The sequence below is a fragment of the Undibacterium sp. GW821-FHT11B02 genome, from assembly GCF_058808955.1.
In genome coordinates, this window is the sequence record NZ_JBXASD010000001.1 from 383,698 (window position 1) to 408,484 (window position 24,787).

The following is a 24,787-nucleotide window of genomic DNA, read 5'->3' on the forward strand; positions in this document are numbered from 1 at the left end:
GCCACATTTTTATCTTGGATGTTTTTTGATTGGCGGCAATGTAAAAACTTCATGTTAAACATGGATATGTAAATCATTTATTTTTTTATTTTTGCCGATGTAAATTTTTTCATCAAAAAACACCTTTTTTTATGGAACCATTTGGGGCGTTTGATGTCAAGGCAAGTCTTCGATGCTTAAAAGCAAGATTGTTTTCTATGGAAGTGGGGTCTACATCCAAACTTTGATTGATCAGTATCTGGGATTTTCCGCAAGAAAAGTTGTGGCGAATTAACCTCGTTCTGCAATATATCCATATTATTTAGTTCATTTCAATCACAACAAAATTTTTGCGACATTGAAATGACTTTTTCTTGATAAAAGATGTCACTAAAAAGTGCACTTCTAAAATGAAAGAAATTGTCCTTAAGACTTTTGTCAACTTGAAATTTCAAAAGAACACATATTCGCCTGGTAGTAAAAAAAACAAACGAGTCAAATGCCTTGCAGCACACTAGAGCGTACATTCTGAAACAACTTTTTGTCGTAAAGGTACAACAAATTGATACCTGAAAAGAGCTGATTTCCTGTCAGGCTGAACTATGTTTTCCATTCCAAAATGTAAAAATCCCCTGCTGGCTTGCGCCAACAGGGGAAATTTTTTTTCAGGCTACTCAGACGAGCATCAGAACTTGTGGTTGTACTGAACTGAGAGGCGGATAGAGCGAGGTGCTGTGTAAGACAATTCCTGGCCAGCTGTTGGGCTGACTGCGTCGCCAGCCAACCTGACGTTATAGCCTTCATCGATAGACTGTACAACTTGCCTGTTGAAGACGTTCAGGATATCCATCTTCAGTAACAAGCCTTTAACTATACTTGGCTTGTACATGAAGTTCAGGTCCAGACGGGTATCCCATGGCAAGCGGCCAGCTGCACCACGACCGTTTGGAACACCTGAGCTGGCTGGGCACAGGTAGAAGATAGAGCCGTATTGTGACAAGCCCAGACCTTCCTGATCCATCGCTGATGGAATATTACATGTGAACGATTTTGGACGACCAGATGCCACCAGCAAGTTGCCACCAACCGCAAATTCAGGGTTGATTTCATACAAACCGTAAGCCTTGAACTGGTGTGTACGATCATTTGGCAATAAACCACTGCCGTTGATCATGGTTTCCGGGAAATCCCACAAAGAGCTGTTACCTACGTCAGACTGCGCATTGTCGGACTTGGTCAGACCTTCCTGATTACCTTCGCTACGTGACCAGGTATAGTTGAATTTACCATACCAGTTGTTACGCATTGGATGTTCCAGCATGAATTCCAGGGCTGTGTACTCACGTTTTGGACCTTCAGGGAAACCCATTTCTGCCGCAGTTATAGATATGGTACGTTGCTGTCCGTTACCCAGTGGGAAAACGAATGTCGCGTCCTGGCCTGGATTGAACAAGGCACCATTCCATCCCAAACCTGCTGCATTGTAAGTAGCCAAATCGGCTGCATTCAATTTCTTCAGGATGGCGCGGGTATCGGAATAATCGTCGATGGTATTTTTCAATTTACGATAAGTAAATTTCACACCACCGTTAAATTCTGACGACAGCGCTTTTTCGAAACCAATATTGATTTCATCCTGATAGTGAGCCTTCAAATTGGTTGCAGCCAATTCATTGGCAACTTTAGGCTGACCGAATTCAGAGTTGGCAGACAACACACCACTGATCTTGTTCAGGCCAAGAGGAGCACCCGTCTTTGGATCAACCCCAGTATAGGTGTAGAACTGGTCAGTATTCAAAGATGCACCCGCAAAACGCACCGCCAGATTTGTTGGCAATGGCAAGTGATAACGACCTGCAGTACCAAATACTTTCAAGGAACCGTCACCGTTCACGTCCCAGGCTGCCGCAAAACGAGGAGCGATTTGATTTTTTTGCTCAACGAAAGTCGTACCGACTTCATTTTGGTTAGAGAAGCTTTCACTACGCAAACCTACGGTCAGCAACACATCTTTGGTGATTTGATAACGGTCTTCGATATACAGCGCAGATTGTTTGACTGACGGGGTCGAGCCAGTAGCCTGCAGATTCAAATCAACATAGTAGCCTTGCGTACCATAGCCACCACCTGCTGCTGGAGACATATTATGGCCAGAAAGCACTGCATTCGGATCTGTGGCACGCAGATAAGTCCAGGTACCACCACCTGCAGCCTGGCTACCAGCTACCGAGTTGATCTTGTTGTAGTCCAGACCGGCACGGACAGTGTGATCTTTAGTAGCCTTGTATTCCAGATCGAAGCGATAACCCTTATTCTGGTCATTGGCACCTTCGCGTAACAAACTACCTGCAAAAGTTTGTGGGTCCGTTACGTTGTAATTGACACCCGGTACGCGGTTAGCATCCGCCGCTGTAAAAGGTTTTACACCGGGAATGTAACCAAATGGCGTCTGCACGTGATCAACTTTGGATTGACCAACCAAAGCCAGCACGGTCAAATTGTCTGTCAGATAGCCCGTATATTTCAGGATATCAATATTAGCACCCTGAGGTGCCTGCAAAGCCGCGCCGTTGGCGTTAAACCCAAGCAAGCCAGATGCATAGTTTTTAAATGTGGCGCCACCATATTGGGTATAACCACGTTGCTTGGTTGTATAGTCAAAGCCAAAATATTTGTCTTCTACACGGGACTCATCGCCAATGCGGGTGTATTCAAGATGATGATCATCTGTAATGTTCCAGTCGACTTTGGCCAGGTAACGTGGGACTTCAGAAGTTTGCTCTAGCCAACCCAATTTGTTATTGGTCGTGTTGGACGACGCCAGGCGTGCTGTCTGGGTATTTTTTTGTGTTGTTTCAGCCGCAATGTAGACAAACAACTTGTCCTTGATGATCGGACCACCGAGAGAAAAATTGTAGATCTTCTCGTCTACGATGTCACCGGCTTTATAGTTGAAAATTTTGCCGTCGGTGCCTGCATTACGAGCAGCACCTGTATTTGGGTACAAGATGTCTTTCGGCGTTGAGCGCAGACTATTCGGGGCATAAGTAAAACCTGCACCCACTTCCCAGTTATTGGTACCGCTCTTGGTGGTGATATTCACAACGCCACCAGTGGAGCGACCAAACTCTGCACCATAACCGCCGGTAATGACCTGGGCTTCAGCAATTGAGCCGAATGGCAGGGAGGAATAACCGACCTGATACAGGGCGCTGGTCACGGGGAAACCGTTAATGTAGGCGGCATTTTCTGCCGCACTGGAACCACCAAAGGAAGCGGCGTTATTACCGAAACGTGATTCTGCGCGGGTCGTACCACCGGCCAGTTGAACGATGTTGGCGACAGCTGGAGCAATCGGGATTACTGAGAGTTCTTTGGCTGTGAAAGAAGAACCAGAATTGGAACTCTTCACATCTATTGCCTTGGCGCGTTGGGTAATTTGGACAACCTGGGTACCAAATGTCGCTTCGCTGTCCTGACCGATACGGACTTCAAGATCCTGGGTAGCGATTACGGACGTACCTTCCAGCAACGACACCTTGTAATTACCAATAGGCACGGAGGGAACACGGAAGGCGCCAGATGAATCTGGTGTGATAGTGCGTTTGACACCATTATCCACACCGACGATGGAAACGCTTGTATTTGCCTTAACAGCAACTTTACCTGAGATCGTGCCGGTTGTATTTGATTGTGCCATGACAACCGGATTCATACCGACGGTCATCACACCAGCACCAAACGCCAGTATGAGCGCGCGTGCTACCAGTGTTTTTTTAAATACCAGACTGTTTTTAGACATGTTTTTTCCTAAGTATTTTGTATCAATAAAACGCAGCGCGAAACTTCCTTCAACTCACCATCAATTTCGCGCAACTTCCTCTTTCTTAAAATCAATATCTACTCAAATGCTTTTTCATCCTGTCAGAGAACACACATTGCTTGTGTAAATAATGATCGAAACACACCAGAAATATTTCCCAAAGAAAACTTATGTTATTGCAATTATTGGCTTCAAGAAAATGCAGACATCATCCCGCTTAGATTTTGAAGTTACAAATGTAAATTTTCCTGTCAAAAATACTCATATTGCATGGAACCATCGCTCAAAGGCAGTGTCAAGGCCGAAATTTTGGCCCTTGTAAGCTGTTTCGACGGTAAATCCGGGTAATAAAAAAACAAAATAAAAGAATCTTTTTTTTGTTTGTTCTTGCCAACATTTTCTATTCTTATAACTGCCAGTAACTTTGTTCGATTTAATTCACCCACATGGACTTGGGACAAAATTTTATTGCCAACGGTGGCTATTGGATGGACGAAAATTCGAGAATAACTATTTGGCCTTTTTGGAGAATAGGCAGCCCCAAGTATTTACATTGCAGTTAACACAATTATTACAAACTAGTATGATGTAAATTTTATGGAAATTGATGGGGTCAATATTGTTAATATATTTTCTTTCATGATCTTTTCTGTATCTTTAATGAGACAAATGTCATGGGTCCACACCGCAGGCAGAAAAATGTGTTTTTACATTTCCGACTAAAAACCAAGCCCTCTTAAGCGAGGTTCAGTCGAAAAAAAACCGCAAGCAAGCTTGCGGTTTTTTGCTGCAACAATGACTTGTTTACATCCCACTCATCCTGTCTGGAACTGAACAGGATGAGGCAAGATTTTTACATATAGCGCCCGTCTGTGCATTTATCAGAATGTATAACGTGCACCAACGTTGAAGTAACGACCGACTGCGCCAGACTGGTGCAGGGACGGATTGTAGTTGATGCGGCCATAAGTCTGGACATCAAGCGGAGCCATCTTGTCAAACAGATTGGTGATGGATGCCGTGAATTCCAGGTTTTTCGACATTTTCCATTTTCCAAATACGTCCATAGTCGTGAATGAGGCAACACGGCAACCGAGATAAGGATTGCCATTAACATCTACGTCCAGGCAGTCGCCACCGATTTCATTGGTGTCGCTGATGCTGGAAACATAGTTGACGTTACCAGACAGTGTCCATGGACCACGTTCCCAGCCCAGAGTGAATGTGGTTTTGGTACGTGGTGTACCACCATCGCCAGACAGGTTCACGTCACCATGGGTACCGGCAAATTCATGCACTGTACCATCAGCATCAGTCCTTCTGAACTCATTCATGTAAGTCACAACCAGGCCAGCATTCAACTTTCCATTGCTGCCCAGGTCAAACTTGGCGCGCATATCCAGATCCAGACCGGAAGTCTGTGTCTTACCAGCATTCAGGTATGGTGCTTTCACCATCAGGATAGGACCAACCAGGTTAGGGAAGTTGGTTGTTGGTTCGCCACGGACGATTTGAGCGTCTGGGTAACCGGCTGGATTAGCAACAATAGAGCCAGGATCAGAACCGCTGATTTCACCATCACGAACAATCTTCCACCAGTCCAGAGAGATACTGAAGTTCTTGATCGGTTCTACAACCAGACCAAGGCTATAGCTCTTGGAAGTTTCAGGTTTGATGTTTTTGTTACCTACAGTAATTGCACCCACGTTTTGTGAAGAGCAGTCAGCTGCCAGTTTGGTCACTGGGCAACGGATAGGATCGCTGGCGATGTTGGTAAATGCGGCTACAGCACTGTCACCATTCTCTGCCGCGCTAGGAGCACGGAAACCTTCAGCATACGTACCACGGAAAGCGATGGTATTGGTTGGTGTAAATTTGAAGCCGGCTTTTGGTGTTGTAGAACGACCATAGTCAGAGTATTTGTCTGAACGCGCAGCCAGCTGGAATTCCAGCGATTTTAATACTGGGATAGCCAACTCTGTGTAGATCGCAGTAACGTTACGTGAACCTTTGGCAGCAGAGTAACCCAGGCCAGCGATGTCATTGGTATCGGTGTACGGTGTTGGCTCGCTGTTGGTTTCTTCCTTGCGATATTCTGCGCCAACCGCAATACCCATGGCGCCACCTGGCAATTGCATCAGTTCACGTGTGGCTTTGAAATCCACAGATGTGCTCTTGGTCACGCCAGAATTGAGCAGGGTAGGGGATACCAGTGCCAACACGTCGGCTGAATTAACACGACCCTGACCAATGCGGAAAGTGCCGTTGTTTATTGCTGTCTTCAAAGCAGACTGACGGTAGTAGCCGTTTTGTGTCTTGTCTGTTTTGCTTTCTGCATACAGGAAGCCTGTATCGTAATCCCATTCAGCGACGGTACCTTTTACACCAGCCAGGAAACGCGTAACCGTTGTTTCCAGATCGGCTGTGCGTGGACGGGAAGCATCAATCCAGCGTGGGCGTGCGCGGGCATCGGTAAATGGATTGTCCGGATGGCCAATAGGCAACAACAGCTGGTCAGGGCCTGTGCCTGTATTATTGACACGTGCATTCACCAGATCGAAGCCAGCACCGGTCAAGCCGGATGGTGTAGTCTGGGTTTTCGCCTTGTTGTTGAACAAGCCGAGCTCGGTATAGGCCGTGGTCGCGTCATTGATGGCGAAAGTACCCCGTACATACAGATTCAGATTTTGTGTTTCTGGTTGTATGGTCTGGTATTGCACCGGATCGAACATACAACCGCCGCCAGCGTTATCCAACGATGTACCACCAACTGGATCCAGATTTTTGGGGTCGCAAGTACCTGGCAATTGTTGTATGCCACGTCCAGCAATGGTGCCGCCAGTGGCGCTCACAGGACGCACTGTACCCAGCATATTGCTGCCGCCTGCATTACCGGATGTGATAAAGCCGGCACGTTGGTCACGACCACCCCATGGACGGGCATCAGCCTGACCAATGTAATCGTCACGGTCTTTTTGCCAGATTTTTTCTTGCTTCTTGGCATCAATGGTCATAAAGACATTGTATTTTTCGGTTTGCAGATTACCGAAACCTATCGAAGCCGAAGCACTGGAAATGCGGCCATCACCACGGGAAGATTGACCAATACTGGCGGAAACCGATTGACCTACATAATTTTGGCGCAAGATGATGTTGACCACACCGGCGATCGCATCGGAACCGTAAATCGCAGAAGCGCCATCTTTCAGAATCTCGATACGTTCAACTGCATCCAGAGGGATGGAGTTCAAGTCAACGAAGCTGCGCTGACCGTCATCACCGAAACCATAAGGGGCTGTGCGGCGACCGTTGATCAACACCAGAGTGGAACTGACGCTCAAACCACGCAGGGACACGCCTGAAGCACTACCGGCGAAACCATTGGTGAAAGAACCACTGATACTGCCGTTGTTATCCGCAGAGATGCTGCGTACCACGTCAGCGATGGACGTTTTGCCAGTTTGCTCAATGTCTTTACGGCTCAAAATCTGAGTCGTTGCAACACCTTCTGTTTCAGTACGCTTGATACTGGAACCGGTAATTTCTACCTTTTGGACGCCTTCTTGTGCGAAAGCAGTTGGGGCCAACACACCCATGCTCAGCACCAGGCCGCTAGAACAGATCAGTCGTACTGATCTTGAAATGGTTTTTTCTTTAATCACTTTGCGCTCCGTTGTTTGTACATTACCAATAAATCTGTGACAACCAGATAAATTTTGCAATTAAGCAAAATCACCAAATTAAAATGGAAAAATATTTCCATTCATGAGTAATTTTTGAATTAAATTCTTTCAAAAATTTAGCCCTAGAATGAAACCACCTTGGAGAATCTGCTGTCAATCTTGAAATTGTACAAACGACGAAAAAACAACACTTGCTTAAATTTAGCCATTTTCTTGAAACAAGTCGCTCGCATAAGTCTACAGATTAGGACGAAAGTTCCGGGGAAATGAAAATAATTTTAACTATTTTGTAACGTAGTTTTTCTAGTGTTACATCCCTTGCAAATTGCTTTTTTGCAATTTTGTAGTACCGCGACGATATAAGATGAAAACGACAATTAGTGATTTTTTACCTACAGAAATTCGCCCTAATTTTGTGCGCTTAACATATTAAGCACTCAAAAAAACAATAGCCGGAAATAAACAATCTAAAACCAAAGGAATGAAGAGAAAATCTAATGCTGAAAAGCAAAAACCCCGGCGAACCGGGGTTTTTGTTAAGACACCAAAAAAATTGGTGGGAGAATTACTTGGCTGAAGCTTCTGCCGAGGCTGCTGCTGGAGCAGCCTTGACTTCTGGTTCCTTGAATTTGGCACCACCTGCATTGGCCATATGGACGACTGCACGAGCAACTTCTATATCATCCAGATCAGGATTGCCGCCTTTGGCAGGCATGGCACGAATACCGGAGATGGCATTGGCCACCAATTTGTCGTAACCCTGAGCAATACGTGGGCCCCAAGCGCTGGCATCGCCAAACTTCGGTGAGCCAGCAGCGCCAGTATCATGACAAGCCGAGCATATTGTCTTGTAAACAGTTTCGCCTGCCTGCAATGTTTTAGGACCGCTTGCATCTTTAAAAGTAAAGCCCTGGTCTGCGACCGGGCTGATACGCGCAGCTGTCGCTTCCGGCGTCAGTGCAGAAGAACCAGCGCCGACTTTTTTGTCATTCGATACATACTGTACCAGCAAGACAATGGCGATAATGGGGACCAGGAATCCAGCGAGTACAGCAACGATAAGTTGCTTAGGGGTCTTAATCGCTGATTCGTGTTCGTCGTGCGCGTCGCTCATGGTTTCCTCGTTGCAAATAAAGTAGGTACTGAAAATAAATCTGGAGTGCAGGCATGCCGCTTACACAAGCAATTGCCAAAGCTTGGGATTATAGTGCGAAAGTGTCCTGTTTGGAATGAAAAGCAAGAGGACTTGACCAAGAATACAGAAACTCCAGCCTGTTTAACGACAAATTCCTTGGTTTGGGACGGGAGATAAAGCCCAATTTAGGTTAGAATGTTGCCCTTGCACTACCAGAACTCATGCCTGATTATGAAATGAGTTCCAAACAGTTTCCCCCCAAGCGCCAGTAGCTCAGTTGGATAGAGTACAGCCCTCCGAAGGCTGGGGTCGCACGTTCGATTCGTGTCTGGCGCACCAAGTTTCCTTCCTGTCACGGCCTCCTTAGCTAAGCAATACTTGCTACGGACGCTACGGACATTTTCTCTGCCCTTGTCGACATTCCGACATCTGCTATATGCTAGCCCGGCTTAATTGCCTTGCACGTATTTCATTTTTTGAACCTGTCCCTATCTGCTTTGTCATACCGGTACCCGCCATGACAGAGCAGGCACAGGTTTTTCCCAATACACATGACACATGAAGGTCGCTTATGAAATCAAGCCGTCTCCAGCTTACTACGCTTAGCCTTGCTATCGCCCTGGCCTGTGCTGCCATGGCCCCCGCCACGATGGCGGCTGAGCAGGCAGTTCCACTTGCCAAAACCGCCTTGCCAGCTGGTTTGAAACTGATACGCCAGGTGGAAGGCATAGATGAATACCAGCTTGCCAATGGCATGCGGGTATTGCTGGTACCGGATGCCAGTAAGCCAACCACGACGGTTAATATTACTTACCATGTCGGTTCACGTTATGAAAACTATGGCGAAACCGGCATGGCGCACTTGCTGGAACACTTGATGTTCAAGGGCAGCAAAGCCCATCCCCGCCTGTGGGAAGAACTGTCGCAGCGCGGCGTGCAATTCAATGGCACGACCTGGCTGGACCGCACCAATTACTATGAAACCTTTGCCGCCAAGCCTGAAACCCTGGCCTGGGCGATTTCCATGGAAGCAGACCGCATGGTGAATTCGCGAATTTCCGGTGAAGACCTGAAGACCGAATTTTCTGTCGTCCGCAATGAGATGGAAAAAAATGAAAACTCGCCGGTCGGCACCCTGATACAGCGCGTCATTTCCAGCGCCTACCAATGGCACAATTACGGCAAGGACACCATCGGCGCCCGCACCGACGTGGAAAACGTCAATATCCCGCACCTGCAGGCTTTCTGGCGCAAATATTACCAGCCAGACAATGCCACTCTCATCGTCGCCGGGGCCTTTGATGCCAAACAGGTGCTGCAATTGATCAGTACCCATTTCGGTAAAATCCCCAGACCAAAACGCCAGATAGAAACCACCTATACCCTGGACCCGGCACAGGATGGCGAGCGTGACGTGACCGTACGCCGCGTTGGTGATTCACAGGCGGTGGTGGCGCTTTACCATACCGTGCCGGCAGCGCATCCCGATTATGCAGCAACCGAAGCACTAGCCCTGATACTGGGTGACACACCGAATGGCCGCTTGTATAAAGCCTTGGTGGAAACCAAGAAAACCGCCGACGTTTTCCCATGGGCAGCCAATCTGGAAGAGCCGGGCTTCCTGCTGCTGGGCGCAAATATGCGTACCGAACAGAATGTCCCGGAAGCGAAAAAGATTTTGCTGGACACCATAGAAAGCTTCGACAAGTCCCCGGTGACCGAAGCTGAACTGGCGCGCGCCAAGGCCAAGCTGGATTCTGACATTGCCCAGGTCTTCAACGATCCGGAAAAGCTGGGTGTCTCTTTGTCAGAAAGTATCGCCAGCGGCGACTGGCGCCTGTTCTTCCTGTTCCGCGACCGCGTCAAAGCACTGAAAGTCGATGACGTGCAGCGGGTAGCCACCACCTGGTTGAAATCCACCAATCGTACTTCCGGCAGTTTCATCCCCAGCGACAAGCCAGAGCGTGTACCAGCACCAGCCAAAGTGGCCGTCGATGAGCAGATCAAGGAATTCAAACCCGGCGTAGCCTTGGCGCAGGCAGAAAACTTTGTCACCACCGCAGACAACATAGACAAGCGCACCCAGACCGGCGCACTCAGCAACGGCATGAAATATGCACTGCTGCCCAAGACCACACGCGGCAATACCGTGGTGCTGTCCATGATGCTGAACCTGGGCGATGAAAACAGCCTGAAAGGCAAGGCCAGTGCCGGTGAACTGGCAGCCGCCATGCTGAACCGTGGCACCGAAAAACTCAGCCGTCAGCAATTCACTGAGGAACTGGACAAGCTCAAGGCCAAGCTGCAAATCAGTGGCAATGCATCGACTGTCAACGTCTATGTGGAAACCATACGTGACAACCTGCCACGGGTACTGGAATTATTGCATGACGCCCTGCGCCAGCCTGCATTCAATGAAGCTGAATTTACCCAACTGATCAATGCACAGTTGGCGCAACTGGAAGAGTCACGCAAAGATCCACAGGCAATTGCAGTAGATGCCGCCAAAAAAGCATTGAATAGCTGGCCAGCAGATGACCCACGTTACCAGCGTTCCATTGATGAACAGATTGCTGCGCTGAAAACCGCCAAACTCGGCGATGCCAAGGCATTCTGGAAAGAATTCTACGGTGTCAATCAGCCTGCTCAGGCGCAATTGTCCATCGTTGGTGAGTTCGATACTGCTGCCATCAAAACCCAGTTGCAAACAGCCTTTGGTGACTGGAAGGCACAGCAGAACTTCAGCCGCCTGGCCAGACCGTATCACGTCACTAAGGCCGAGGAAAAGCAATTGATCACGCCGGACAAGGCAAATGCCTTCTTCTTTGCCGGCATGCATGTTCCCGTCGGTATCAAACATGCTGATTATCCGGCCCTGCTCATGGGTAACTACCTGCTGGGCGGCAGTTCCAATTCACGCATACTGGAACGCATACGTCAAAAAGATGGTGTTAGTTATGGTGGTGGTTCTTCCTTCAATGCTTCATCCATTGATGAAGTCGCCTCCTTCTCGGTAGGTGCCATTTATGCACCTCAAAACCGCGTCAAGCTGGAAACCGGCATACGGGAAGAACTTACCCGTGTCCTGAAAGATGGCTTTACAACTGCAGAGCTGGAAGATGGAAAGAAGAGCCTGCTACAACAAATGCAACTTGAACGCAGCCAGGATAATGTACTGGCCCCCATGCTGACCAACAACCTGTATCTGGGCCGCAATATGCAGTTTGAGGCCGAGATGGAAAAGAAAATCCAGGGATTGAGTGTCGCCAGCATCAAGGAAGCCATGAACCGGTATCTGGGTTATGACAAGCTGGTACGTGTTTTTGCGGGTGATTTCAAGTAAGTCGTTCAACCAGGCTGCAAGGACTTTCCCATGAGGAAAGTCCTTGCCATTGCAGCTATTCACCACCAAACAAATTCAACTGATTTTCCGTTTTCTCGTCTGCCAGCCGTGTCCCCAGGCCCAGCAGGCGTACAGGTAACTGACGACGTGAATAGCCGGTTGCCAGCAACTGTGCATACATGTCCTGATCCAGCGCCCTGGCTCCGCATTCCACCGTGGTGACGCGGAAATCTGAAAAACGGATTTTGACATACAGCTTTTGTATGCTGTCTTCTGCCGCCGCCCTTTGCATGCGTTGCTGCAAGGACTTGAACAAGACCGGCAATTCAGCCTGGCAGGCAGCCAGGTCTGGCAAATCGATGGTATAGGTTTCTTCCACGCTCACGGATTTACGTTCCGAGTAAGCGCATACTTCACGTCTGTCTATGCCACGGCAAAGCTGGTAAAGATTATTCCCCAGTTTGCCAAAGTGCTGCATCAAATCAGGCAATGACCATTTCAGCAAATCGCGGCATTCATGGATGCCCATGGAATGCAGTTTGGCAGCAGTGACCTTGCCGACCCCGAACAGGCGGGCTACTGGCAATGCAGCAACAAATTCTTCTACCTGGTCGGGCAAGATGACGAACATGCCATCCGGCTTGTTCCAGTCGCTGGCGATCTTTGCCAGGAATTTATTCGGTGCCACGCCGGCAGAGGCGGTAATACCCACGGTCTCGGCAATGCGTGCCCGTATTTCTTGCGCGATCAGGGTGGCGCTGCCTTTGTGCTGGGTGGAATGGCTAACGTCGAGATAGGCTTCATCCAGCGAAAGCGGTTCCACCGCGTCGGTGTAATCACGATAGATCGCCAGTATCTGGCGTGAGGCGATGCGGTATTTTTCCATGGTCGGCGGCATGATCATCAGATCCGGGCAGCGTCGCACCGCCTGCGACATTGGCATGGCCGAGCGTATGCCAAAGCGACGGGCTTCATAATTGCAGGTCGCCACGACCCCGCGCTGGTCGGGCTTGCCGCCCACCGCCAGGGGTTTCCCGCGCAGCGCCGGATCATCACGCATCTCTATCGCTGCATAAAAACAGTCACAGTCGCAATGGATAATCTTTTTCAAACTGGCCACTCAAAGTAAGAATGCCGTATTTTATCCTGAAATCCGTTCTCAACTGAACGTATATACAGTATAAGTCCAGTTAATTCTCGCAAGAAATAACCAGATCTTGCGGTTTAAGCTAAGATAGTCTTATCTGTAGCAACACGGTTTGTATGCTTTTTGAAGGATGAATAATGAAAAAACTGTTTTCCCTGATCTGCACACTGGTTTTTGGCTTGAGCATGGCCCAGGCCAGCGCAAATGCGCCACAACCCTATGATGAAAACGCCGACGCCCAGGCTGCCATTACCAAGGCACTGGCAGAAGCCAAAAAAAGTGACAAGAAAGTACTGGTCATTTTCGGTGCTAACTGGTGTAAGGATTGCCTGGAGCTGGACAAATCCATGCATGGCAAAAGCGCTCCCCTGCTGGCCAGCAAATTTGTCATGGTCAAAGTCAATGTAGGTCAGTTCGACAAAAATATGGACCTGTCAAACAGCTATGGCACGCCCACTAAAAAAGGCATACCTGCAGCCGTCTTACTCAGACCGGACAATAGCGTACTGTATGCATCCAAAGGCGGTGAATTGTCGAATGCCCGCAAAATGAGTGATCAGGGAGTATATGATTTCTTTGATGAAATTACGGCCCTGTATCACTAAGCATTACCAACTCAGGCATGTCTGATCTGCCACCCCCGCCTCTGCTTCCGCCTGACCAGGCGGAACTGGACATGCTGAGACGCAGCCATGCGCTGCTGTCGAATTTTTCGCGTCATCTGTCCGGCATGTTTTATCAATACCGGCGCTATCCAGATGGACGCACCTGTTTCCCTTATGCCAGCGATGCAGTTATTACTTTTTTTGGTGTCAAGGCAGAGCAACTAAGTGAAGACGCCAGTTTCCTGGCATCCATCGTACATCCAGAAGATTTGCCAAAACTGATTGCGAGCATACGCAAGTCATATAAAGAGCTCAGTATCTGGCATCAGGAATACCGCATCATTTCTCCAGGCAAGCCAGACCGCTGGGTGCTTGGTGATTCCACCCCAGAGTTATTGCCAGACGGCAGTGTGCTGTGGCATGGTTTTCTGACTGACAATACCGAACGCAAGCTGACCGAGCAAAGGTTGCTGGCCGCTGAACGTCAACGCCGCCTGGTCATGAAGGCATCGAACCAGGGCTTGTACGATATCAATCTGCAAACCGGGGAAGGTAGCTTCAGCCCGGAATACCTGCAAATGCTGGGTTATAGCCCGGATGATTTTACCGAACCGCAACTGTTCTGGGACTATTTCTGGGGTGCGGGTGTGCATCCGGATGACGTAGGCAATCTCAAACAAGCCTATAAGGCGCACGCCAAAGGCATGGGTAAAGGGGATTACCATGCTGAATTCCGGCAAAAGAACAAGGCTGGTGACTGGCGCTGGATCATGTCGCTGGGCAGTATCGTCGAATGGGATAGCAATGGGAAACCGCTACGTATGGTCGGTACCCACATCGATATTACCGAACGCAAGCAGACCGAAGACATGCTGCGGCAAAACCAGGAACTGCTGAAATCCAGTAAGGACCGCTACAAGGTACTGGCGAAAGAGCTGGAAATCCTGATTACCAATGTGCCGGTAGGCATCATGTTTGTCAGCGATGGCGTGATCGTACGTGCCAATAAGGCATTGGCCGAACTGTGCCGTTTCCACGATGTACAGGCAATGATAGGTAAAAAAACGGCCTTCCTGTACCAGGGCCAGGAAGATTATGAGGCTTTCAGCAAACAAGTCGTCCCCGGTTTGCTGGCAGATGAACTGGTAGAGCTGGAATGGCCTCTGCGTCGCTACAATGGGGAAGCCTTCATAGGCCGCATCGCCGGGCGCGCCTTGCCTACCGGTGGTTATGTCAAGGGTGCAGTCTGGATGATACAGGACATCACCGAACAAAAAACCATGCTGGATGCCCTGCGCAATAGTGAGCAGCGCCTGCAAAGACTGATGAATTCCAGCCTGATCGGCATCATCCAGGGTAATGAAGCCGGACAGATACTGGACGTTAACGATGTCTTCACCCAGTTCAGTGGCTATAGCCGTGACTATTTGCTGACCCATAGCGCCGTTTGGGAAACCCTGTTGTCGCAGCAGGACATCAAAATCTGCCAGCAGGCCTATGAGGATTTGATTCGTACCGGCACCACCGTGCCATTTGAAATCATGCTGCAACAGGAAGATGGTAATGGCGTACCCATCCTGGTCGGCCTTAGCCACCTGGAAAATTCAGAACGTGAATGGGTCGCTTTTGCCATGGACATCAGCGACCGCTTGCGCATGAACCGGCTAAAGACAGAATTCATTTCCGTCGTCAGCCACGAGTTGCGTACGCCACTGACCTCGATCCGCGGCTCACTCAGCTTGCTGGAATCTGGCGTCAGCGGGGCTTTGCCATTACAAGCGGAACATCTGATACGCATCGCCCACAATAACAGCAAGCGCCTGATTACCCTGGTCAATGACATACTGGACATGGACAAGCTTGCCAGCGGCAAGATGATTTTCAAATCGGAAGCGCTGGATCTGGTGACGCTGGTGCAAAATGCCATCGAATCGAATATGTCGTATGCAGCATCGCTAAGAGTCAGTCTGATACTGAAAAGCTATCCGGCGCAGGCATGGATACTGGCCGACAGTGACAGGCTGATGCAAGTCATGGCCAACCTGATTTCAAACGCTGCAAAATTCTCGCGTGAGGGTGATGCCGTATCCCTGCATATCATCAATGCTGGACCGCGCTACCGGGTTGAAGTCTGTGATCACGGCAGTGGTATAGCACCGGAATTTCAAGAGCATCTATTTGAACCCTTTACCCAGGCAGACGGCACCAACACCCGGCAAAAAGGCGGGACCGGACTGGGGTTGTCGATTACCAAGGCCATGCTGGAAAAAATGCATGGGCAAATCGGCTTCCACAGTACCCCTGATATCGGTACCACCTTCTGGTTTGAATTCGATGTCTATCGCTGAATGTTCAGACGGCTTTCAAAACCTGATTGCGAAATTCTGAAGGACTCAGTTGACTGGCGCGTTTGAACGCACGGCGAAAGCTGCGGCTGTCTGAATACTGCAATTGCTCGGCAATCTCATCCAGGCTCATGGACGTATGACGCAGATAATGTCTGGCCCTTTCCATACGCAGGCTTTCGGCAATCTGGAAATATGAACAGCCTTCGCGCGCCAGCAAACGGTGCAATGACCGGGGGCTGATGCCCAGCACTTGCGCCAGTTCCTGCACACTATGGCATTCGCATTGCAGGCTGACCAGTTGATGCAGCAGGCTTTGCTTGCCACTTAAACCAACGGCTGCCAATTCGGCATCGCAAACTTTTTTGGAGGCGTCCGCCAGTTCAGGATCAGGTGTGAGCAACAGGGTGTCAAGCACGCTGTTTTTGACAATGATGCGACTGACATCGGCACCATACACCACCGGGCAGGCAAAAAAATCTTCGCCTACAGAACGGCTGGCCTGACGGTTGCCGCGCAATTCCACCCTTTCCAGTTGCAAGCCCCTTCCACAGAGCGCGCGGCTGGCATTGATGGCGGTCGCCAAATGGTCAGCATCCAGAAAATCCTGCAATTCCATATCATCAAACAGCGGTCTTGCCGATATCGTTGAGAACTGCGCGCCTGGTTCCAGCACCAGTTGCACCATGGCACCGGCAATCAACTGGTATTCCAGACCAAACTCTATGGCCTTGAACAAGCTCTCTTGCGCCAGCATTCCCCTGGCCATGGCCCCCAGTTGCGGCAGGGACTTGCGTGCGCCGGACAAGATGCCAAGATCAGCACCACCCTGGCGGCGCGCCTGCAAGAAACTTTCCCTGGCCTGACGGTAGCTGATGCGCACATCGCTTGCCGGTTTGCCCTCCGCATCCAGACCCAGTGCCGGAAACATGGCATTCAGTTGCCAGTCGCGCTCACGCCCTATCGCCAGCAAACCCGAAAACGGGTGCGCCGGAAACACCGCATCCTGTACCGACAGCACCGGGGAGGTGGCCTGGTTTGGAGACGGATTCAGCATGGATAAGCGTGCAACATGGCAGTAATTGTCCTTACTTTCTGAAAGACAGGGGCTTAATATCTGAAATTACACCGGAACGTCGATTCCGGCAAGACAGCAAAAACATAAGAGAGACGAAATGACAACTACTACTGACTTTATCGTCGTTGGTGGCGGCTCGGGCGGCTGCGCCGTTGCCGGACGCCTGACAGAAGACCCTGCCCTGCATGTCACCGTACTGGAATCCGGAGCCAAAGCGGATAACTGGGTGGTGAATACCCCGGCTGCCGTGGTAGCCATGCTACCAACCAAACTGAATAACTGGGCTTTTGAAACTGTACCGCAACCCGGCATGAATGGCCGCCGTGGTTACCAGCCGCGTGGCAAGATGCTGGGCGGTTCTTCCAGCATCAATGCGATGGTGTATATCCGCGGCCACAGACAGGATTATGATCACTGGGCTGCACTGGGCAATCCTGGCTGGTCATTTGATGAAGTACTGCCCTACTTCAAGCGTTCAGAAAACAATGAAACCCATGGCGGCCCGTATCATGGCCAGTCTGGTCCCCTGCATGTCAGCGAATTGCGCAGTGACAATCCGTACCAGCAAATTTACCTGGAAGCCGCGCGCCAGGCCGGTTTTCGCATCAATACCGATTTCAATGGTAAAGATCAGGAAGGCATAGGCATTTACCAGGTCACCCAGCACAATGGTGAACGCTGGACGGCAGCGCGGGCCTACCTGCATCCGCACATGGGCAAGCGCCAGAATCTGCAGGTGGAAACCGGCTGTCATGTGACCCGCATCCTGTTTGAAGGCAAGCGTGCCGTCGGTGTCGAATATCGCCAGGGCGGGCAAACCAAAACCCTGAAAGCCAGGCGCGAAGTGCTGCTGGCAGCAGGTGCCTTGCAAACTCCGCAATTGCTGATGCTGTCCGGCGTAGGCAACGCGAAGGCATTGCAAGGCTTGGGGATAGAGGTCGTGCATGACTTGCCAGGCGTTGGCCAGAATTTGCAGGATCATCCTGACTTTGTGTTCAAGTACCGGTCAAAAAGCCTGGACCTGCTGGGTATTTCTGCGGCTGGCAGCGTGCGCATGGTGAAGGAATTCAGACGTTATCAGCAACAGCGGCGCGGCATACTGAGTTCCAACGGGGCTGAAGGCGGTGGCTTCCTGAAGACCGACCCGGCCTTGTCAGCACCCGACATACAACTGCATTTTGTACTGGCCATGCTGGATGACCATGCGCGCAAACTGCATCTGGGCCATGGCTATTCCTGTCATGTCTGTCTGTTGCGTCCGAAAAGCGTGGGTGAACTGACACTGGCCAGTGCCGATCCCATGGCAGTCCCGCTGATCAACCCGCGTTTCCTGGAACATCCGGATGATTTGGAAAACATGGTCAAGGCTTTCAAACTGACACGCCAGTTGATGAATGCCCCGGCGCTGGTGGCTGCACGTAGCAGCGACTTCCAGACCGCCAATGTACACACCGACGACGACATCCGTGCTGTCCTGCGCCAGACTTGCGATACCGTGTATCACCCCATCGGTACCTGCAAGATGGGCGTGGATGACATGGCCGTGGTTGACCCGCAATTGCGTGTGCATGGCATGACCGGCTTGCGGGTCGTGGACGCCTCAATCATGCCAACCCTGATCGGTGGCAATACCAACGCACCGACCATGATGATAGGAGAAAAAGCGGCGGACATGATACGGGCCGGGCTGTGACCGCCCTGCCCTCCAGGTAATTTACCTGGCCACGGTTTGAGACTGGAGCAAGGCTGGTGCCGGCAAAGCTGGTCTGGCCTGCTCAAAGGCATAGCCCATATTCAGCAGCTTTGCTTCACTCCAGGCACCGGCAAACAGGGATAAGCCCACTGGCAAACCCCGCACCAGCCCCATGGGCACAGTCAGGTGCGGATAACCAGCAACGGCGGCGGGTGTACTGGCGCTGCCAGCGACCACATCACCGGCTTTGTAGTCGATGGCCCAGGCGGTGCCGGTGGTGGGGGCAATCAGTGCTGCCAGCCGGTATTTTTTCAGCACGGCATCAATGCCTTGCTTGCCCGCCCTTGATTTAATGCGGGCTGCAGCTTGCCGGTAGGCTGCATCCTGCAAACCCGGCGTGGCTTGCGCCTGTTCCATCAATTCCTGACCAAAATGCGGCATGACAGTATCGGCATGCAGTTTGTTGAAAGCAATCACATCGGCCATGTTGCGTGTCTTGACCGCTGCGGGTGTAGCAGCCAGATATATGTTCAGGTCAACCTTGAATTCATGCAGCAGAACGGTCAGTTCATCCTTGTCCAGTTCTTCCAGATAAGGCAAATCTATCTGGTCAACAATGGTGGCACCATTGGCGATCAATGTCGCCAGACTGCGTTCAAACAGCGCCCGGGTTTCGGCATCATAACCATCCACCATCTTGCGCACTATGCCCAGCCGTACACCCTTCAGTGCAGTTTTCTTCAGCCCTGCCGTGTAGTCCTTGCTGCGGTAGCGGTCAGCCTGCCGGGTCGCCGGGTCGTGCACATCACTGCCCGCCATGGCATTGAGCAGCATGGCGGCATCGCGTACCGTCAACGTCATCGGCCCCGCTGTGTCCTGACTATGGCTGAGTGGCACGATGCCAGTGCGGCTGACCAGGCCAACCGTGGGCTTCAACCCCACCAGTCCATTGACCGATGCCGGGCAGACGATGGAACCATCGGTTTCGGTACCGATCGCTGCGGGTATCAGACGTGCCGCCACAGCTGCACCGGAACCTGAACTTGATCCACAAGGGCTGCTATCTGGTGCATAGGGATTACGGGTCTGGCCCCCGGCACTACTCCAGCCACTGCTGGACTGGCTGGAACGCAAATTCGCCCATTCACTGAGATTGGTCTTGCCAGCGATGACGACACCTGCAGCCCGTAAACGCGCCACCAGAGCCGCATCTTTTTGCACCTGATTCTCTGCCAGCGCCAGCGAACCTGCTGTGGTCACCATGCCCCTGACATCAATATTATCTTTCAGCAATATGGGCAGTCCTGCCAGGTAGCCACGACGTGGTACCTGCTGATCCACGGCTATTGCTTCTGCCTGCGCTTGCGGATTGATGGTCATGACGGCCTGAATCGCCGGGTTGGTTGACTGGATTTTGGCCTGGTAACTTGCCAACACTTCCTGTGCCGTGGTTTTACCCTGACGCAGCTCTTGTGCCAGTATGCTTAATTCATCACTGGCTGCCGCAGTTTGCATAAACAATAGTGGCAAGGTACTGGCCAGCACCAGCTTCGGATTCAGCTTCAGATTCAGCAATCGGCATTTCATCAATTGATTCCTCTTCTCATTCACAAGGGAAAAACCTGACGGGTCAGCGCGACACTGACAATATAGGCAAACACCAGCAGCGCTGCCACCAGAGCCACCGCCCTTATTGCAGGCGTCTTGCCGCGTTTCAGGGCGACAGTACCAAGCACGATGTACAGAATCAGTGCCAGCAATTTTGCAGTCAGCCAATCCTGGCGGAAAGGGTATTGCCCACTCCACATCGCCAAGGTCAATGCGCTTGCCAGCAAGGCGGTATCAATCACATGCGGCAATATCCTGACCCAGCGTCGTGTCAGCATGGCTGAAGAACGCAGCATCCAGATACCGCGCAACAAAAACAAACTGCCACTCAGGGCGGCACAAGTCATGTGTAAATGTTTGATGGCAAGATAGCTGGGCTGCATATCCATAGATAAACCTCATTGGCGTTTTTTGTGCCTGCAATACTACCCGAAAGCAGGCAAAGGCGGATGCTGACAAGCACGCGGCAAAATCCATTAAACTTCAGGCTATCACTGATCAACCAGAAAGCCTCACTTGATGAATTTCCTCGACCTGCAGTCAAAAGATGGTGCCAAAGCAAGAATTGCCAGCCAGGGCGCCCATTTGTGTTCATGGATACCTGCGGGCGGCTCCGAACAATTATTCATGAGCAGCCGTTCAGAATTCAAGGAAGGTATTGCCATACGCGGCGGTGTGCCTGTAGTGTTTCCCCAGTTTTCCAATCTGGGTACCTTGCCCAAGCACGGGTTTGCCCGCACGTCTGAATGGCGTTTGCTGGAATCCGGCGTACTCGACAACGGTGCCGCCCAGGCCGTGTATGAACTCAAGGAAAATATTGCCCGCCTGACGATATGGCCGCATGTATTCCGTGCGGTGCTACGTTTTACCCTGCAAGGCAATGCCCTGCAAATGACACTGGAAGTACAGAATACCGGCGACACCCATTTCAGCTTTTGCAGCGCCTTGCACACCTATCTGACCGTCAGGGATATCAGCCAGGCCAGTCTGCACGGCTTGCAAGGTCTGCATTACCGCGATACTGTCACTGGTAAAGACCATTGCCTCGATAGTGATGCTGCACTGCAAGTACAGGCAGAAACCGACCGTATCTATGGCGGTGCACCGGCCCGTCTGGAATTGCGCCAGCCGCATCAAACCACGGTCATCAGCAGTGCAGGCTTTGCCGATGCAGTGGTATGGAACCCGGGTGCTAGTGCGGCCAACATCAGCGATATGGACGCTGGTGGCGAAAAACGCATGTTGTGCGTAGAAGCAGCGACCATATTGCGCCCCGTCAACCTGGCCCCCGGTGGGAGCTGGAGCGGAAGCCAGACTCTGGAAATCCTTGTATAAGCCCCCCATAGCCCCCATATTGCCTGCATGAACCAATTGACAATGCGTTTTATTTAACACATAGTCACAATCGCCGGTTTTGCGGGGTATTTACCCATGTATTGGCCCATGGCAAGCCGTATTTGACAGTATAGAATTGACCACTTGTACAAAATCGTCACCAATCCAGGAATGATCCCGTCAATGTAAAAGCACTGGCCGGATCATTTATTTTTTGCTCTTATTTTCGACTGAAGGATTTTATGCACTCAGCACGCTCCGGTATCCAGCTTTCACTCAAACCTGTGTTGCGCGCACTGGTTTTGGGTGGCGTCTTCCTGTTCACTGCGCCGCTGGCGCTGGCGGACAGCTTGCCCGCAGGTGTCAGCCAGGTGAGCAGTGTCGAAGGCATTACCGAATATCGCTTGCCAAATGGCTTGCGGGTATTGCTGATGCCGGATGCAACAAAACCCACAGTCACTGTCAATATCACTTACCTGGTCGGTTCACGCCATGAAAATTACGGTGAAACCGGGATGGCGCATTTGCTTGAACACATGCTGTTCAAAGGTACACCCAACAACCCGAAGATCACGGAAGAGTTCAACAAGCGCGGCATGCGCATGAACGGCACCACCTCGCTTGACCGTACCAATTACTATGAACTGTTCCAGTCCAGTGATGACAACCTGAAATGGGCACTGGAACTGGAAGCGGACCGCATGGTGAATTCTTTCATCGCCAAAAAAGACCTGGATACCGAAATGTCGGTCGTGCGCAATGAATATGAGCGAGGTGAAAACTCACCTGGTGCCGTGTTGATGAAACGCCTGCAAAGTGTGGCCTATGACTGGCACAACTATGGCAATGCTACCATCGGCAATCGCAGTGATATCGAAAACGTCAAAATTGAAAATTTGCAGGCGTTTTATCACAACTACTACCAGCCCGACAATGCAGTGTTGATGGTGGCAGGCAAGTTCGAGCAGGAAAAAGTGCTGCAATGGATTAGCGCTTCTTTCGGCAAGATCGCCAAGCCAACACGCAGCCTGCCGCAATTCTGGACCGTGGAGCCGACACAGGATGGTGAACGCAGCGTGATCGTGCGTCGCAAGGGTGACGTACAACTGGTGATGATCGCCTATAAAGTACCAGCAGGCTTGCACCACGACCGCGACGCCCTGGGTTTTGCCAGCAGCATCCTGACCGCGGCACCCCATGGTCGCTTGCACAAACAACTGGTGGAGACTGGCAAGGTGGTCCAGGTCTTTTCCAGCAGTGTCGGTCATGTGGAACCTGGCATCAGCATGATTGGTGCGGTAGTAAAAAAAGGGGAATCGGTTGACGCAGCCAGGGATGCACTGCTGGCTGGCATAGAAGATTTTAAAAATAACCCGCCGACCAAGGAAGAAATGGATCGCCTGAGGCGAGATACGGCCAATTTTTACGAAAAACTGTTGAATAACCACGAATCAATCGGCATCAGCATGTCTGAATATATCGCCATGGGTGACTGGCGCTATCTGTTCAAGGACAGGGATGATGTTGACAATGTCAGTGCCGAACAGGTAACAGCCGCCGCCAAGCGCTATCTGGTGCGCGATAACCGCACGGTAGGCATGTTTATTCCGGAAGATAATCCGCAACGTGCAGAAGTACCAGCAGCACCCAGCATGGCTGAAGTCATGAAAGACTTCAAGCCCAAGGCAGCCACCTTGACGGGGGAAGCGTTTGACCCAGCCCCGGCAAATATTGATAAACGTACGCAATTGAGTACCATGGGCAATCTGCAACTGGCGCTGTTGCCCAAGAAAACCCGTGGCGAAACCGTCAACGTGTCGCTGTCTCTGCACTGGGGCGATGAACAGAGTCTGTTCAAGAAAGGCACCATCGCCGGTTTTGCCGGATCCTTGCTGACTACCGGCACCAGCAAATATTCACGCGCCCAGCTATCGGATGAAATGTCCAAGCTGAAAATGAGTGGTGGCCTGTATTCCTTCCAGACCACCAGGGCAAATTTACCTGCCGCCCTGGAACTGGTGGCCCATGTCTTGAAAGAAGCCAATTACCCGGACAATGAATTCAAACAGATACAGGAAAGGTCCCTGGTCGGCCTGGAAGCTTCACGCAATGAACCAGGTTCCGTTGTCAGCCGCGCTATGGCTCTGCATTTCAACAGCTACCCAAAAGGTGATATGCGTGCTGCCGTGACGCTGGATGAGGCACTGGCAGAATTGCGTGCAGTCAAGCTGGAAGACATCAAGGCTTTCCATCAAGATTTTTATGGCGTCTCCAAAGGTGAATTGAGTATCGTCGGTGATTTTGATGTGGACGCGACCAAACAGGTGATCAACAAGGCATTTGATGGCTGGACCAGCAAAGCCCCGTACACTCGCATGGTCAGCAAAAGCACCGATGTCGAAGTGGTGCGCAAAACCTTCAACACGCCGGATAAGGAAAGTGCTGTCTATCTGAGCCGCATGAATCTCAGCATGAAGGAGGACGATGCCGACTTCCCTGCACTGCGTGTTGCCAATTATATTTTTGGTGGTGGTGCGGGTATGAATTCCCGTCTGTTGGAACGCATACGTCAAAAAGACGGGCTGTCTTATGGCGGCGGGTCCAGCCTGAATGTCGGTGAAATTGATCGCGTCGGCAGCTTTGGCATCAGCGCCACGGCAGCGCCACAAAATCTGGCCAAGCTGGAAATCGCCATCAAGGAAGAATTGAACCGTGCCCTGAAGGAAGGCTTTACCGCTGAAGAACTGTCCAAAGCCAAATCCGGCTTGCTGCAACAACGACTGCAAGCGCGTACCAGTGACGGCAATCTTGCTGGCGGCTGGAACAGCAACCTGTATCTGAACCGCAACTGGGGCTGGTCGCAAGCCATGGATGACAAGATACAGGCATTGACTGTGGAGCAGATCAACGAGGCATTCCGTCGCTATATTGATCCAGCGAAGATGAGTATTTTCATCGCTGGTGATGAAGCCAAAGCGAAAGCGGTAGCAGCAGCCAAATAAGTCTGGCTGGT

Annotated in this window: 13 protein-coding genes and 1 tRNA gene; 7 read left to right on the forward strand and 7 right to left on the reverse strand. The window is 50.9% G+C overall.

Annotated features, from left to right (window positions below):
* Positions 1 to 664: 664 nt before the first annotated feature.
* From AC1RVX_RS01690 to AC1RVX_RS01700, 3 genes are all read right to left on the reverse strand, one after another.
* A complete protein-coding gene (locus tag AC1RVX_RS01690) occupies positions 665 to 3,781 on the reverse strand; it encodes a TonB-dependent receptor (RefSeq protein WP_493214836.1) in 3,117 nt (1,038 codons plus the stop codon).
* A 902-nt stretch (positions 3,782 to 4,683) separates the two neighbouring features.
* Positions 4,684 to 7,464: a TonB-dependent receptor gene (locus AC1RVX_RS01695; protein WP_493214837.1), complete on the reverse strand. Its 2,781-nt coding sequence runs from the start codon at positions 7,462 to 7,464 to the stop codon at positions 4,684 to 4,686.
* 586 nt (positions 7,465 to 8,050) lie between these two features.
* On the reverse strand, positions 8,051 to 8,599 hold the full coding sequence (locus tag AC1RVX_RS01700; RefSeq protein ID WP_493214838.1) for a c-type cytochrome: 549 nt from the start codon (positions 8,597 to 8,599) through the stop codon (positions 8,051 to 8,053).
* Between the two features lie 283 nt (positions 8,600 to 8,882).
* On the opposite strand from AC1RVX_RS01700, the gene AC1RVX_RS01705 reads away from it, so the two are divergent.
* Both AC1RVX_RS01705 and AC1RVX_RS01710 read left to right on the forward strand, forming a co-directional pair.
* Positions 8,883 to 8,959, forward strand: a tRNA-Arg gene (locus AC1RVX_RS01705).
* A gap of 232 nt (positions 8,960 to 9,191) precedes the next feature.
* Entirely contained in the window at positions 9,192 to 11,963 is a 2,772-nt protein-coding gene (locus AC1RVX_RS01710; protein ID WP_493214839.1) for a M16 family metallopeptidase, read from the forward strand.
* 55 nt (positions 11,964 to 12,018) lie between these two features.
* On the opposite strand, the gene dinB is transcribed toward AC1RVX_RS01710, so the two are convergent.
* Positions 12,019 to 13,074 (reverse strand): DNA polymerase IV, encoded by a 1,056-nt coding sequence (gene dinB / locus AC1RVX_RS01715; RefSeq protein WP_493214840.1) that lies wholly within the window; start codon positions 13,072 to 13,074, stop codon positions 12,019 to 12,021.
* Between the two features lie 173 nt (positions 13,075 to 13,247).
* Between dinB and AC1RVX_RS01720 the strand changes: the two genes are divergently transcribed.
* Positions 13,248 to 13,715, forward strand: coding sequence for a thioredoxin family protein (locus AC1RVX_RS01720; RefSeq protein WP_493214841.1), 468 nt, complete (start codon positions 13,248 to 13,250; stop codon positions 13,713 to 13,715).
* Between the two features lie 17 nt (positions 13,716 to 13,732).
* Positions 13,733 to 16,063: a PAS domain S-box protein gene (locus AC1RVX_RS01725; RefSeq protein WP_493214842.1), complete on the forward strand. Its 2,331-nt coding sequence runs from the start codon at positions 13,733 to 13,735 to the stop codon at positions 16,061 to 16,063.
* A 4-nt stretch (positions 16,064 to 16,067) separates the two neighbouring features.
* Here the strand turns inward: AC1RVX_RS01725 and AC1RVX_RS01730 are convergent, their stop codons facing one another.
* The gene (locus tag AC1RVX_RS01730) at positions 16,068 to 17,117 is read right to left on the reverse strand and encodes a helix-turn-helix transcriptional regulator (protein WP_493214843.1); all 1,050 of its coding nucleotides are present in this window, start codon (positions 17,115 to 17,117) and stop codon (positions 16,068 to 16,070) included.
* A 118-nt stretch (positions 17,118 to 17,235) separates the two neighbouring features.
* Between AC1RVX_RS01730 and AC1RVX_RS01735 the strand changes: the two genes are divergently transcribed.
* On the forward strand, positions 17,236 to 18,831 hold the full coding sequence (locus AC1RVX_RS01735; RefSeq protein WP_493214844.1) for a GMC family oxidoreductase: 1,596 nt from the start codon (positions 17,236 to 17,238) through the stop codon (positions 18,829 to 18,831).
* Positions 18,832 to 18,852: 21 nt separating this feature from the next.
* Here the strand turns inward: AC1RVX_RS01735 and AC1RVX_RS01740 are convergent, their stop codons facing one another.
* Positions 18,853 to 20,418 carry an amidase gene (locus AC1RVX_RS01740; RefSeq protein ID WP_493214845.1) on the reverse strand — a complete coding sequence of 522 codons (1,566 nt, stop codon included), beginning with the start codon at positions 20,416 to 20,418 and terminating at the stop codon, positions 18,853 to 18,855.
* A gap of 20 nt (positions 20,419 to 20,438) precedes the next feature.
* Positions 20,439 to 20,828 (reverse strand): SirB2 family protein, encoded by a 390-nt coding sequence (locus AC1RVX_RS01745; RefSeq protein WP_493214846.1) that lies wholly within the window; start codon positions 20,826 to 20,828, stop codon positions 20,439 to 20,441.
* Positions 20,829 to 20,958: 130 nt separating this feature from the next.
* Here AC1RVX_RS01745 and AC1RVX_RS01750 point away from each other — a divergent pair, with 130 nt between their 5' ends.
* Positions 20,959 to 21,774: a D-hexose-6-phosphate mutarotase gene (locus tag AC1RVX_RS01750; RefSeq protein WP_493214847.1), complete on the forward strand. Its 816-nt coding sequence runs from the start codon at positions 20,959 to 20,961 to the stop codon at positions 21,772 to 21,774.
* A gap of 242 nt (positions 21,775 to 22,016) precedes the next feature.
* Complete coding sequence (locus tag AC1RVX_RS01755) at positions 22,017 to 24,776, forward strand: M16 family metallopeptidase (RefSeq protein ID WP_493214848.1); 2,760 nt, start codon at positions 22,017 to 22,019, stop codon at positions 24,774 to 24,776.
* The last annotated feature ends 11 nt before the right edge of the window (positions 24,777 to 24,787 follow it).